The sequence below is a fragment of the Streptococcus sp. HMSC072D03 genome (assembly GCF_001812855.1).
Taxonomy (GTDB): Bacteria; Bacillota; Bacilli; order Lactobacillales; family Streptococcaceae; genus Streptococcus; species Streptococcus salivarius_D.
This window is the reverse complement of the sequence record NZ_KV810637.1, coordinates 48633-62112: the sequence shown is the minus strand read 5'-3', so window position 1 is coordinate 62112 and position 13480 is coordinate 48633. Positions and strand designations below refer to the sequence as shown.

General features: G+C 36.5%; 17 protein-coding genes. 10 read left to right on the top strand and 7 right to left on the bottom strand.

The features are described 5' to 3' along the window. Nucleotides 1–13: 13 nt before the first annotated feature. The 4 genes from HMPREF2877_RS03395 to HMPREF2877_RS03380 all read right to left on the bottom strand — a co-directional run bounded on the left by HMPREF2877_RS03395 (nt 14) and on the right by HMPREF2877_RS03380 (nt 4416). On the bottom strand, nt 14–436 hold the full coding sequence (locus HMPREF2877_RS03395; protein WP_045001328.1) for a hypothetical protein: 423 nt from the start codon (nt 434–436) through the stop codon (nt 14–16). Nucleotides 437–443: 7 nt separating this feature from the next. Further along, the gene (hisS, locus tag HMPREF2877_RS03390) at nt 444–1724 is read right to left on the bottom strand and encodes a histidine--tRNA ligase (RefSeq protein ID WP_070578673.1); all 1281 of its coding nucleotides are present in this window, start codon (nt 1722–1724) and stop codon (nt 444–446) included. A gap of 152 nt (nt 1725–1876) precedes the next feature. Beyond that, on the bottom strand, nt 1877–3238 hold the full coding sequence (locus tag HMPREF2877_RS03385) for a PTS transporter subunit EIIC (protein WP_002887094.1): 1362 nt from the start codon (nt 3236–3238) through the stop codon (nt 1877–1879). A 65-nt stretch (nt 3239–3303) separates the two neighbouring features. Further along, on the bottom strand, nt 3304–4416 hold the full coding sequence (locus HMPREF2877_RS03380; protein WP_049529086.1) for a vitamin B12 independent methionine synthase: 1113 nt from the start codon (nt 4414–4416) through the stop codon (nt 3304–3306). Nucleotides 4417–4646: 230 nt separating this feature from the next. On the opposite strand from HMPREF2877_RS03380, the gene rpmF reads away from it, so the two are divergent. The 6 genes from rpmF (at nt 4647) to HMPREF2877_RS03355 (ending at nt 7266) form a co-directional block, all read left to right on the top strand. Continuing rightward, nucleotides 4647–4829, top strand: coding sequence for a 50S ribosomal protein L32 (gene rpmF, locus HMPREF2877_RS03375; protein WP_002885630.1), 183 nt, complete (start codon nt 4647–4649; stop codon nt 4827–4829). Between the two features lie 15 nt (nt 4830–4844). Next, entirely contained in the window at nt 4845–4994 is a 150-nt protein-coding gene (gene rpmG / locus HMPREF2877_RS03370; protein WP_002262412.1) for a 50S ribosomal protein L33, read from the top strand. Between the two features lie 63 nt (nt 4995–5057). Continuing rightward, the gene (locus tag HMPREF2877_RS11200; protein WP_256262921.1) at nt 5058–5555 is read left to right on the top strand and encodes a hypothetical protein; all 498 of its coding nucleotides are present in this window, start codon (nt 5058–5060) and stop codon (nt 5553–5555) included. A 156-nt stretch (nt 5556–5711) separates the two neighbouring features. After that, nucleotides 5712–5990, top strand: coding sequence for a hypothetical protein (locus HMPREF2877_RS11195; RefSeq protein WP_256262920.1), 279 nt, complete (start codon nt 5712–5714; stop codon nt 5988–5990). 1 nt (nt 5991) lies between these two features. Further along, complete coding sequence (locus HMPREF2877_RS11190; protein WP_013991322.1) at nt 5992–6339, top strand: hypothetical protein; 348 nt, start codon at nt 5992–5994, stop codon at nt 6337–6339. Nucleotides 6340–6765: 426 nt separating this feature from the next. Further along, nucleotides 6766–7266 carry a hypothetical protein gene (locus HMPREF2877_RS03355; protein WP_045769320.1) on the top strand — a complete coding sequence of 167 codons (501 nt, stop codon included), beginning with the start codon at nt 6766–6768 and terminating at the stop codon, nt 7264–7266. A 236-nt stretch (nt 7267–7502) separates the two neighbouring features. On the opposite strand, the gene HMPREF2877_RS03350 is transcribed toward HMPREF2877_RS03355, so the two are convergent. Continuing rightward, on the bottom strand, nt 7503–8111 hold the full coding sequence (locus HMPREF2877_RS03350) for an NUDIX hydrolase (RefSeq protein ID WP_013991324.1): 609 nt from the start codon (nt 8109–8111) through the stop codon (nt 7503–7505). 162 nt (nt 8112–8273) lie between these two features. On the opposite strand from HMPREF2877_RS03350, the gene HMPREF2877_RS03345 reads away from it, so the two are divergent. The 3 genes from HMPREF2877_RS03345 to HMPREF2877_RS03335 are packed head-to-tail and all read left to right on the top strand — an operon-like array spanning nt 8274 to nt 10013. Then, complete coding sequence (locus tag HMPREF2877_RS03345) at nt 8274–8600, top strand: PadR family transcriptional regulator (protein WP_014632494.1); 327 nt, start codon at nt 8274–8276, stop codon at nt 8598–8600. Continuing rightward, complete coding sequence (locus HMPREF2877_RS03340) at nt 8587–9171, top strand: DUF1700 domain-containing protein (protein WP_070578670.1); 585 nt, start codon at nt 8587–8589, stop codon at nt 9169–9171. Before HMPREF2877_RS03345 ends, HMPREF2877_RS03340 begins: the two co-directional genes overlap by 14 nt. Then, the gene (locus HMPREF2877_RS03335) at nt 9168–10013 is read left to right on the top strand and encodes a DUF4097 family beta strand repeat-containing protein (protein WP_083306933.1); all 846 of its coding nucleotides are present in this window, start codon (nt 9168–9170) and stop codon (nt 10011–10013) included. The genes HMPREF2877_RS03340 and HMPREF2877_RS03335 overlap by 4 nt, the downstream gene beginning before the upstream one ends. A 37-nt stretch (nt 10014–10050) precedes the next feature. On the opposite strand, the gene HMPREF2877_RS03330 is transcribed toward HMPREF2877_RS03335, so the two are convergent. After that, a complete protein-coding gene (locus HMPREF2877_RS03330; protein WP_045001319.1) occupies nt 10051–12420 on the bottom strand; it encodes a YhgE/Pip domain-containing protein in 2370 nt (789 codons plus the stop codon). Nucleotides 12421–12548: 128 nt separating this feature from the next. Here HMPREF2877_RS03330 and HMPREF2877_RS03325 point away from each other — a divergent pair, with 128 nt between their 5' ends. Next, on the top strand, nt 12549–13088 hold the full coding sequence (locus HMPREF2877_RS03325; RefSeq protein WP_002885702.1) for a TetR/AcrR family transcriptional regulator: 540 nt from the start codon (nt 12549–12551) through the stop codon (nt 13086–13088). Nucleotides 13089–13164: 76 nt separating this feature from the next. On the opposite strand, the gene HMPREF2877_RS03320 is transcribed toward HMPREF2877_RS03325, so the two are convergent. After that, nucleotides 13165–13480: DUF1304 domain-containing protein (locus HMPREF2877_RS03320; protein ID WP_070578664.1), on the bottom strand; the 316-nt coding region annotated here is incomplete at its 5' end.

Genomic DNA, 13480 nt, shown 5'->3' with positions numbered 1-13480 from the left:
CTTTTTTATAAAACTATTTGCCAAATTGTTTCAACAAATCACTAGTATCCACGTAATCTTCAGCAAACTCTTCAAAATCTTCAAAACGATAATCAGCTGTTTCTAAGTCAAGTAAACTATCCCAACGGAATCCGTAAACATCTTCAATGATAACACTAAGTTCATCAGTTTCCTCGTCTACCTGCCATCCCAAATAACGTTCCTGTGTTTCAAAACTCAAGACCACATCTTGACAATCTTGACGCCAAACCTGACCAAGTAATTGCTGGCACATCGCATGATCACTTGCAGGCTCATCATTGAACCAAGTAATGTCATGTTTATCAAGAAAGGTAATCAACTGCCAAAACTGTTGTTGGAAACGAATGGGCATACTACGATCAAAAGCCAAACTGAACTTTTCACTCCGTTTGAGCATATCAACTATACTAACCATATGCCCCCTACTTTTCTAACTGTTTGAGGACTGCTGCAAAATTGTTAGTTAGCTCTTCGAAACTTACAGTAACTTCCTCACGAGTAGCGTTATTTTTGACATTGACCTGACCCGACTCCACTTCACTCTCACCTAAGGTGATAACCGTCTTGGCCTTGAAGGTATCTGCTGACTTAAATTGCGCCTTAATCTTACGTCCAAGGTAATCACGTTCAGCCTTAAATCCTTGATAGCGGATAGCTTGAACTAACTCAAGAGCTTTGCCATTAGCACCTGAACCAAGTACTGCAATGTAAACATCCAGATTTTCTTCCACCGGAAGCTCAATACCTTGTTTATCAAGAACCAAAAGCAAGCGTTCTAAACCAAGTCCAAAACCAAAACCAGCTGTTTCTGGACCACCGAAGTATTCAACCAAACTATCGTAACGACCACCCGCACAAATTGTCAATTCAGACTTATCAACAGTGGTAATAAATTCAAAAATCGTGTGATTATAGTAATCAAGACCACGTACCATATTAGTATCAATCACGTAAGGAATGTTAAGACTATCGAGCATGGTACGTACTTCGTCAAAGTGCGCTTGACTTTCTTCATCTAAATAATCAAGGATAGAGGGAGCATTTTCAACTGCAACCTTATCTTCTTTTTCTTTTGAATCGAGTACTCGCAAAGGATTTTCATCCAAACGGCGTTGACTATCTTTTGACAAACTTTCACGCATCGGTGTCAAGTAGTCAATCAAGGCCTGACGATAAGCCAGACGACTCTCAGTATTTCCAAGGCTATTCAAATGAAGAGTAACATCCTTAATGCCAAGCGTATTAAAGAGTTGGTAGGCCATAGCAATGGTTTCAACATCTGTTGCAGGATTTTTTGATCCAAAGCACTCTACACCCAGTTGGTGGAACTCGCGCAAGCGTCCTGCTTGAGGACGTTCATAGCGGAACATTGATCCAATATAATAAACTTTAACAGGTTTTTGGACCTCTGGCGCAAAGAGTTTGTTTTCTACATAAGAGCGTACAACCGGTGCTGTTCCTTCTGGACGAAGTGTAATATGACGGTCTCCCTTATCATGAAAATCATACATTTCCTTAGTAACGATGTCAGTTGTATCACCTACTGAACGTGAAATGACCTCGTAATGTTCAAACATAGGTGTACGAATTTCACCATAATTGTATTTCTTAAATGTTTCACGTGCAACATTTTCTACGTACTGCCATTTGGCACTATCCGCAGGTAAAATATCCTGCGTTCCCTTAGGTTTTTGAAGTTTCATAATGATGATACAGGCCTCAGATAGACCTGCCCTCCTTTTCCGTTATTACAGATATAATCACTCTATTCTATCATAATTTATATAGCTTTTGGGAAATGGTGGAGGATTTTTCAACGTAAGAAAGAAACAGACCTCTCGGCCTGCCACAATCATTAATCTTCCTTATAAAGAATGAAGGTCACAATGAAAGATACCACAACAGAAATTACAAGACCTGCAATAGCTGTGTAAAAATATTTAAGTGTATCTTCACCGATATACGCTGCAATCGTCAAGATACCCGGGGAACCACCCGCAAAATTTCTCGCACCTAAAATACCAAGGAAGAAGCCACCTACTCCCCCTGCAACAATAGATCCTATAAGGGCTGCTTTATTTTGCAAAGTTACCCCATAAAGAGCCGGTTCCGTAATCCCACAAATCGCAGTAATCCCAGCAGATGAAGCTAGAGCTTTTTTATTGGTATCCTTAGTTTTTAAAGCAATAGCAAGAGCTGCTCCACCCTGAGCCACATTTGAAGCCAAAGCACCTGGCTGTGCAATCGTATCATAACCAATAGTCATACGGTTATTGATTCCAATGGATACTAAGCCATAGTGAGTTCCTGTTGTAACCATTAACGGGAAGGTTGCTCCTACAATTGTCGGAACAACCCATGGGCCAAAGTTTTCCAACCACTTAAAGAAGTCACCCAACCAGTTACCAATGACAGCACCAATTGGACCTAAAATCAAAAGTGTTACGATTGCAGTAATTAAGGTCGTAATCATAGGAACCAAGAAAAACTTCACAGCCTTTGGTGAAATTTTAATCGCAAAGCGCTCCACGTAACTCATAAACCAAACTGCCAAAATAACAGGGATAACCGTTGATGAGTAAGAAGTTAATGTAAGAGGAATACTAAAGAAAGAGACGCCATGACCTGATTCCTTGGCAGTTGTCACAATCTGAGTAAAAGTTGGGTGTAATAAAATAGCACCAATCAACATCCCCAATTGAGCATTCGTCTTAAACTGTCGAGCTGCTGAGGCACCTAAAAATACAGGTAAGAAATAAAATCCAGCATCGCCAATAAAATTAAGAACTTGATAGTTAACATCATCTACAGCTACTACCTTAAAGACAACCAAAAGGGACAAAACGGCCTTGATCATCCCTGCTGCTGTAATTACTGGTAAGATTGGGGTGAAAATCCCAGAAATAAGGGCTAAAAAGCTTTGAAGAGGAGTTCTATCTTGTTTTTCCGATGATTCCTTAGATACTTCATCTAGATCCAATAACCCTTCCAAAGCGCGGTATATATTTGGTACATCACTCCCAACAACAACTTGATACTGGCCACCACTCTTAGCCAAACTCACCACACCATCGATAGCTTTAACAGCCTCATCATCAGCTTTAGAATCATCTGCTAGGGTAAAACGTAAACGTGTCGCACAATGGGTTAGATTCTGAACGTTCCCCTTTCCTCCTACAGCTTCTAAAATTTTCTGCCCTATTTCTTTATAATTCATGACACTTCCTTTCTATATTCATAAAAAGAGAGAACAAGCTGAGCCTGTCCTCTGCATTTTTTCTATTATGACCAAACTTTATCAGTAATTGTTTTAATCAATTGCAATTTATTCCACTCGTCTTGCTCAGTCAAGATATTACCTTCTTCAGTTGAGGCAAAACCACATTGAGTTGAGATACCAAGGTTCTTAAGTGGTACAAGTTCAGCCGCTTCATGGATACGAGCAATGACAGCATCTACATCTTCCAAAGCTGGATCCTTAGAAGTAATCACACCAAGTACCAATTCAACATGATCACGGTTATTCCAAATCGTTGGAAGTGGTGCGAAGCTACCTGAACGCGCATCATCGTATTCCAAGAAGAAGATATCATAGTTCAATTGACCAAGATATTTAGCGACTGAATCATAGCCACCTTCAAAAAGATAAGTTGACTTAAAGTTCCCACGACAAATGTGAGTAGCCAAAGTCAAATCTTCTGGAAGACCTTCCAAAGCTTTATTGATAGTGTATACATCATCCTCAGCAATTTTTGCCAACTCAGCTGTTTTCTCAGGATTATTTTTTTCATTCTCAAACTGTTGAATCAAATAACCCCAAGTCGTATCATCCAATTGTACATAACGTGCACCCAAATCGTAGAAATGTTGGATGGTATCATGGTAAGCTTTAGCCAAATCATCAAGGAAATCTGTCCATGAATCATAGTAATCAGCATAAAGATCACTACGGTGGTCACGGTTAATGATGAGTGATGGACTTGGAATAGTTACTTTTGGAGTAATTCCTTCAGGAGTCACTGATTTAAGATATTCAAAGTCACGATAGAAAGGATGATTAGGATTTTCAGCAATTTTACCATTGATACGAACGTTAGTTGTACGTGTCTTAGCTCCATGGAATTTATATGAATCCTCTTGTTGGTAAGCTTCAAAACCAGTTAGGTTCCATAGGAAGTCAAGGTGCCACCAAGAACGACCAAATTCACCATCAGAAACGACTTGAAGACCATTTTCTACCTCATGATGAACCAATTCCTTAACCAATTCATCTTGTACTTTCAACAATTCATCTTGCGAAATCTCACCATTGGCAAATTTTTCACGTGCTTCTTTTAAAGCTTGTGGACGAAGGTAAGAACCAACATGATCAAAATGATAATGAACTTTACTCATAGTTATTTACTCCTTTTTATTCTTTCATTTAATGTAATAATAAGCCTATTCTAGCACTTGCTGTTATAGCTGTGAAATATGTATTTACTATCACATTATATAGTTTTTAACTATATATTTTCTTGAGAAGTTTTTTGTCAAGTAACTTTACTTTACAAAAAAGATATGTTATTCTGTTATAGTTGATTTAAAATCAAGAACATAAATATTAATTCGGAGGAAATAAAGAAATGGCAGTACCTGCACGTCACACTTCAAAAGCGAAGAAAAACAAACGTCGTACACACTACAAATTGACTGCTCCATCAGTACAATTTGACGAAACAACTGGAGATTACTCACGTTCACACCGTGTATCACTTAAAGGATACTACAAAGGACGTAAAATCGCTAAAGCTAACGCAGCTAAATAATAGAAGGGAGATACCATGCGCGTAAATATTACACTTGAACACAAAGAATCTGGTGAACGCTTGTACCTTACTTCAAAAAACAAACGTAACACTCCAGACCGTCTTCAATTGAAAAAATACTCACCAAAATTGCGTAAACACGTAATCTTTACTGAGGTAAAATAATAGAATTAAAAACCATGAAAATCTTATTTTCATGGTTTTTCTATTACTCAAAGAGGATCTCCTATGACAAAAATAGAAACATTTAGATGGCGTATGTGGCATGTTTATCTCCTTATTTTTATAACCATCCTACTTACAGGTACATTCGTTCGCTATGGTTATAGACTTCAAGCCGCTTATTCCTTAGACGATAGACTTTACGACTATACTAACAAAAAAGTTACTGTAACATCCTTTCAAAACGTCAAAATTGGAAACTTTAACGTTTTAGGTGTTAGGTTTGGAAATGAAAAAGCACTTGAGAGAAGTCAATTAGCCGTCGGTCGCACCTATCTAGCCTTCCAAGAATCTAGGTATAAAGCATCTAAACACAAGAAGGACTCTAAAAATTATGATATTATTCACTTTTATCAGCTTAGTAAAGACACTGGAAAAGGACACACTATTAATGTACTAGACCTTGCTAAGAAACTAGGATATGATGATCCTGGTTCCATGGATAATACCATGTACTCCGATGGTAGGGATGAGTTTGTGAAATTTTCATCCTATGACAACTAAAAAGTATTCTATGTCAATTTACGTACCCATAAGGCAACTAAAACCAAACCAGCAAAAGTCAGTCAATACTACGGATTTGCTAAACCTTACCGCTATCTCCTTTCAAAGGATAATTTTTCTATAGGTCATAAAGATGATCCCCTCACTATCAACTCCATGCCCCTTATCTGGACCAAAGAAAGAAATTTTGCTAATTACAAAGATCAAGACGATAACGAATACAGTGACCAATCGCTCAAAAAAAGATTCAGCCTAATTATCGTAACAACTGATTCACTTAATTTGGATGATGCCATTAAACTCCAAAAAGAGTTAACACCAGATAAGGAGGATATCTATTGGTATTTTACAAGTACTGATACAACGACTGGACACCTCGAGGAAGTTAAAAGTCAAAAAGATTACAACCTACTAGTTAAGGAGAGTCATAACTAATATGGTAAAAAATAGCTCCAAATACCTTAAAATTACTATGCCCTTGATTTTATTATTGACCATGATTGCTATCTTTTTCTATTACAATGCTCAAGAAAATATTAAAGGGTTTTATAAAACTCGTGGATTTCAAGGAAAGGTACAAATAACTGGTATCGGATGGGCAGATAAAATTACTTATCGTATGAATAAAGAAGATGAGGTTAAACATTACCTGATTTTCCATATTGATTATCAAGAGACCATTAATAACAAAAAAAGAACATGTAAAGACTCAACTTCCTCTCCATATTCAAGATTTACTCTATCCTTACATTGCCAGCCCAACAGAAAGCGACTCAGATTTTAATCGCCAAAATAGTGAATATAAGATTTTACCTGATGAAAGAGAATATGGGGACGACTTTGTTAAAAAGTCTATTAAAATCAACCCTAGAAATCAAAAATTTATCAATGATATCTCTAAAGCTTTAAGTACCGAGAAAGATTTAAAAAATATTATTGTTCAGATAGAACCTGTACCATACACCATACACGACGCTCTATACTTATGAGAGGGGACATTCTAAAGCGCTAGGTGGCTATTATGATTTTTCACTTAAAGATGCTCTACGAAACAATCAACTTACTGTTCAATTGAGTTTTCCTTCTGGTTCCACGACTAAAGAAATTGACTTACATTCTCAATTAGAACAGGTACTTAAAAACTCTGAACTACCAGATGGATGGTATATCTTAAATCAAAATAACGACTTTCCAAAAGAGGTACATATTGATGACAATCAAATTAGAATTAACTGAAGAAAGAACTCAGAGAGAATTATCTGAGGAAGAATGGGCTTTCCCTATTTGGAGATGGGCAGCTTTCTCACTATTTGACACCCTAATCCTAGTTAGTCCCTTGACAAGAGAATTTATTTATCCAGGGGGGAGTGATTCTCGTTTTTACCTAGGTAAATCATTGGGTAACTTGATGCTAGATGATACACAACGCTTCATCTTTATTATTATCATTCTAACTCTGTTGCTACCTGCTTTTGCCTTAATCATAGAAAGCCTATTATTTTCAAAAGGATATCCTCTACTTTCAATAATATGTAGCTGTCTAATTTTTGTTAGTGCAACAGTCCTATTTGTCTATAGTCTCAGTATTGTCCCAGATTTTTGGAGCTTTACAATTTATTGTTATATGCTTTACCTTCTCTTCAACATAGGTAACTCCCTCAGAAAAATCAATAGAATCATCAATCTTAGGCAGAATAACACCAAAGCATAACAGCCTCTATCTACATAATACTCCCCTTTTAGTATAGGAATGACACAAATGAAACAAAAAAATCTTGTCTACTCTAAAGTTGACCACCTAGCTAAAAGCTTAGATATTAATTTTAAAAATCATTTTAGGAATACTCTAGACTCCTGTCCCAGAAATAAATTTCACTCCTTTGGTAGCAAATAAACAATGTAATTCATAGTAAAAAAGATCAACAATAATATGTTGATCTTTTATTTTTACTCTAAATCTTTCAGAATGTCTGTAAACCTATGCGTAAACATAGCTGTCATTCCCCATATATTTTCTGTCAAGTTTCTGTAAAAAGGAATATGACGTTCACTATACCCAAAATTGTATTTTTCTCTGTTTTTTACCAGGAAAAATGGGAAATCTTTCGCATCACTCAAGATAGAAGTCACTTTATAATAAATCGGATCCCCTGTCAACAAGGTGTCAACATAAACTGTAAACAACCGTTTCACTTCTTCATTCGGATGAATATCCTCCCAATTTTCTATATTTATCTTTCCAACAAAGCAATGGGTGGTTCTCCCCTGATGAATCAGATAATCAATCTCTCCCCAAATGTCAATTTGATCAGGAATTAAGTTTAGTTCCTCACAAGTTTCTCGTATAGCAGCTTCTTTAAAAGTCTCACCGTCTTCGACACGCCCACCTGGAAAAGAGACCTCACCTGGTTGAGAAATATGCTCACTTCGTACTTGGTAAAGGATTTGATACTTATCAGTTTTTACATCATATATCAAGGGTAAGAGCACTGCATAGCGTCCTTTCTCCCCTAGTGGTTTCGGCTCGTAATGAGCTAGTTTATCTTTAATAGTCATAAGAACTCCTTGACTTCATATTATCATAAAAAAGAAGTTATCCCTATTATATAAAATTTTTATATATAAAATATTGACATATCTTTCTAAAAGAGATACACTCAATGTGTAAAATAATTATATATAATTTTTATACATATCCTAAAAGCAAAGGAGCACACTATGTATTTTCCAACATCGTCAATCCTGATAGAGTTCCTAATACTAGCTATTATCGATAGAGAAGACTCTTATGGCTATGAAATTAGTCAAACCATTAAGCTTGTGGCTAATATCAAGGAGTCAACACTTTATCCTATTCTAAAAAAGCTTGAAAAAGCAGGCTATATGACCACCTATAGCCAAGCATATCAAGGGCGTAAACGTAAATATTACAGTATTACCCAAGAGGGAAAAAATCATCTTCAATTTCTTAATGAAGAATGGTTAACCTATAAAGAAACCCTCGATGGTATTGTAGAAGGGAGATTAAGACATGACAAGGACTGAATATATAGCCAAATTAACAAAATATCTACGAAAATTACCACAAAAGGACTATGAAGAGGCCCTCGAATATTTCATGGAATATTTTGAAGAGGCTGGACCTGAAAATGAAGCTCAGGTTATTGCAGAATTGGGTACACCTAAGGAAGCAGCACATGAAGTCATTAGTCGTCTTCTAGACGAAAAGATTATTGAGGAAAAGAGTAGCTTACGTAATAAAACAACTATCCTCTGGATTGCGATTCTAGCTGTTTTAGCCAGTCCAGTCGCCTTACCAATTCTACTATTCTTCCTAGCTATGCTATTGACACTTTTTTTGATTATTTTTGCAGTTATAGTGACTGCCTTAGCTCTTACTTTTGCCTTACTCATTAGTGGTGTTTACACTTTCTTTACAAGCTTCTCTCTCTTAAATATTTCACTAGCTTCAACACTGTTTGGAGGAGGCCTAGGTCTATTGATGTTTGGAGGAGCACTCTTACTGCTTTTGATTTCATTTAAAATCTGTAAATTTATTGTAAAGCTAATTACCCTATTGATTAAATGGCTCATCAAGAAAGGAAGAAAATCATGAAAACTTGGAAAAAGATTGTCCTCGGAGTGTCTCTTCTCTCTCTATTTTTAGGAGGAGGATTAGTAGCTTGGGGTTATAGTCAAGGTGGCTTGACAGATTTACAAAATCAAACTAAAAGTGAGCAAGATTATGTCAAGAAAGAAGTTAAGGACTTCAATAAAATTGATATTAAAAGTAGTAGCTACAATGTGCTTATTAAAAATGGTGACGTTGACAAAGCAACGCTTTCTTACTACCAAAAAACAAAAAATCCAATTGACACATCTGTAAAGGATGGTCAATTGACTATCAATGATAACAACTCTGAATTAGATTCGACTTCTAACAAACATATTAACTTTTTTGGATTAAAAGATTTAGTAAGGCTTTCTACTCTCAACGAGGAAGTCAGAAATAAAACCATTGTCATTACACTCCCTAAAAAACAAACGATTGATTTTTTAAAGGTTGATTTAGCAACTGGAAATCTAGATTTAAGTAATAGCACCATCAAACAAGCAGACATCAATCTAAATGTAGGGGACCTAACTTTTACTAAAATGATTGTCAGCAACCTAAAAGCTAATCTTGATGTTGGTAGTGTTGATAGTGATCATACACTTTTTACTAACTCAGATTTATCTATTGCAATGGGAGATTACTCTGGAGATAACCTGATTTTCAATGGTCACAATAAACTTGATGTTACATCCGGTGATATTGAAATAGCTCTTAAAGATTACACGCTCAATGTTCAAGCCGATAGTCATTCAGGAGAGGTGGACATCACAAATAACCTTAAGATCTCAAAGGATAACACACTAACCATTACCTCAGACCTCGGTGATATAACTGTTGAATAACATAAAAAGCCAGCTCACATTAGAGCTGGCCTTTAGTTTATTCATTTTCAGACTTTGGTCTATAAATAATAATACCTACAACTACAAAAATAAGTAAGAAAATGAATAACATACGTACTTGATTTGAGATTTGTCCTGTCATTGAAATAGTTTGACGAAGACCTGATACGGAGTAGGACATTGGTAAGAATGGTTGGACGACCTTAAAGAACTTAGGACTAAGTTCAATTGGATAAGTCCCTGCACTAGAACCTAGCTGCAAAAGGAGCATAATCATAGAAGCAAATGCACCATATCTATCATCCCAACCCACAAGGGCTGTAACGAGCGCCATTAAAGTCCATGCTGCAAGGAGAATCATACCAAATGTAGCTAATGGATGATTTGGTTCAACTCCCACAAATCGAATGGCAATATAAAGGGCAATTGCAGCCATAGTCGTAATGATACCATTGATAAAGAACTTATTCTTAGCCCAATCAAAACGGCTCGTAAAGTTTCTTCCTGTCAAGCTCTTAGCAAAGATAACATTAGTTGAAAGAGCGACAACCATAAGAGAAACAGAAATCATATATGGAGCCATCCCCACACCATTAGTGTCAACCTTATCCTTATCAGTTTTCTTCTCTTTAAGCGGAGCACTAACTATTTTGGCATTGTCTGAGTTTACAGAAACAAGAGATAATTGCTGATTAGCCTTGTTTAATGAATCAGATAATGTAGAAAGGTTGGTTGACAGACTTGTCAATCCACTTGTTAAGGTATTTCCGCCCGTTGCTAATTGTTGAGCTCCTGTATTGAGAGCACTTGTACCACTCTGAAGAGTAGCAAAACCAGTCATTAAACTACTACTGTTAGCATCTAGAGTTTGAGCACCACTGGCAATCGTTGACACTGCACCAGTATAAGTTGACAAACCAGTTGAAAGTGCACTTGCACCTGTTGCTAGAGTATTTTGAGCGGTTGATACACCTGAAGCCACTTGAGTTGCTCCTGGTGATAATTGATTGACAAGTACTGAATTGACATTAGCAATATTAGCTTGCATTGATGATACCGTTGATGAAGCTACAGGGAGAAGAGCATTCGCCGAACTTGCAATGCCTGAAATAGACGTTTGTAGAGAAGCCAAACTACTTGAATCTCCGCTACTAGTTGTTGTCGTACCTGTCAAGCTAGATAAAGCAGTTGACATACTTGACACATCAGATGCAATAGTTGAAGCATAACTACTAGCTGTAGAGCCTGCATTACTAATTGCCGATGTAATCTCTGCTTGTTGATCTGCGGTCAAGCTTTGATAAGCAGCTGTTCCTTGTACCGCAGCCAAATCATTTGCTTTATCAGTTGCACTAGCTGTAGCTATAGAGCTAGCTGCAGAAGAAATATTTGAAAGATAAGTCGCTATTGAACTTGTATCTACTGATGTTGTTGATGTTCCACTTGGTAATGATGTGTTACTTATCGCTGTATTAAGATTTTGAATTGCTGTATTTAAATCAGTTAAATTAGTTGATAGGGTTGACAACTGTGCTTGCTGTTCTTCAGATAAACTTGTTGCTGTAGCCATTTGACTGAGCGCTGTTGACAACGAATCTGCACCTGTAACTAAGGTATTCATGGCCTCTGCTCCTGATACAAATTGACCTGCAGCAGAATTAACAGCCTCAGAGTTCGCATTTAACTGTGACAAAGCGCCTGACAAAGTTGACACACCTGAAGTATAGGCAGACGCGCCTGAACTCAAGGTATCAACACCTGTAGCCAATGTTTGTGTAGATCCAGCAAGAGTTCCTAAGCCATTTGATAAGGTCTGACTCCCTGACTGAAGTGCGCCTGCACCTGCATATAATTGCCTAGCCCCATTCGCTGCAGTTCCCATACCACCCTGAAGTTGAGACATACTCCTAAAGACAGCTCCAACATAAGTTGATGTAATATTTTTAGAAACAGTATCCTTCAACTTAGACATGGCAGAATCGCTCATTTTTGAAGAAACGAAGCTATGTCCTGCTGTTGTTTGATAAGAAATTTCCAGTTTCTTAGGATCATTTGTCAAAAGACTTGCTGCATTACTTGAGAGGTTTTCTGGAAAAGTGATTACCATATAGTAATCACCATCCTCAATTCCTTTTTGGGCTTCATTTTCAGTCACAAAGTGATAGTCTAGATTTTTGTTTTTAGACATATTGTCTACCATATCATGACCAATATTCAGAATCTTATTCTGGAAACTAGCACTCTTATCTTTGTTCACTACTGCCACTGGTAAGTGTTTGACATTACCATAAGGATTCCACATAGAAGACAAAAAGATTAGATTATATAAAGCAGGTATCAATGAGACACCAATAATTGTTATCCAGAGCTTTGGACTTTTAAGAAGAGCCTTTAATTCTGCTAACATATTTCTCCTTTTTAGACATTGTGTTTATTTTTATGATATAATCAATTATAAACTCATTTACCTGAAAATCAATGTTAAACAATCGATTTTTGGACACATAGTCTAAAAGTGTATAAAAGGAGATTTGTATGTCAAAAGATCAAAGACGCGCGCAAACAAAAAAAGCTCTTTTAGATGCTTTAGTAATATGTCTTGAAGACCAAGATTTCAATGATATTACTACCATTCGTCTGGTTCAAACAGCTGGGATTAGCCGTTCGAGTTTTTATACCCACTACAAAGATAAGTATGAAATGATTGATAGTTATCAGAAAGAGCTTTTCCACAAGCTAGAGTATATCTTCGATAAATATGAAGGAAAGAAAGAGGGAGCCTTTCTCGAAATCTTTGAATTTCTCACTCGTGAAAAGCTCCTATCAGCTCTATTGTCTACCAATGGATCAAAAGAAATTCAAGATTTTCTGATACATAAACTTCAGCGTATGATAGCTGAGGACTTCATTGATCCCACTGCTGAAGAAAGAGCTCTTAAAGGATTCGAGAAAGACTATGCCAGTATTTATTTTGCACATGCTATTTTTGGTGCTTGTCAAGCCTGGATAAATAAAGGTAAAAAAGAATCACCTCAAGAAATGACAGACTTTCTTCTACGATTTATTCCACAATAAAATCACTTCAAAAGCATAAAAAAGCTGCAAACCATTTCAATAGTTAAAGCAGCTTTTTTCTTTTACAATAAAATCCTTAAAATAAGGAAATGATAAGTGAAAGCAAGGTCAAAATTGCGGGTCCGCCTTGCGTTAAAATAATTTTCTTATTGGCAGTTATAGCACCATAAATAGCAGCAAAGAAAACATTGAGTACAAAAACAGTTACAAGTAACTGACTATTTGTAAAAATCCCATATAAGAGGAATATAGCAATCAAACCATTGTAAATCCCTTGATTTTTAAATAAGTTTGTAATAGAATCACGTTGAAGTTCTTCTTTGCTCATATTGAAAACACGACTAGTCGTGTCTGAATGTGTCGCAAAAGTTTCCAAATACATGATATAGAGA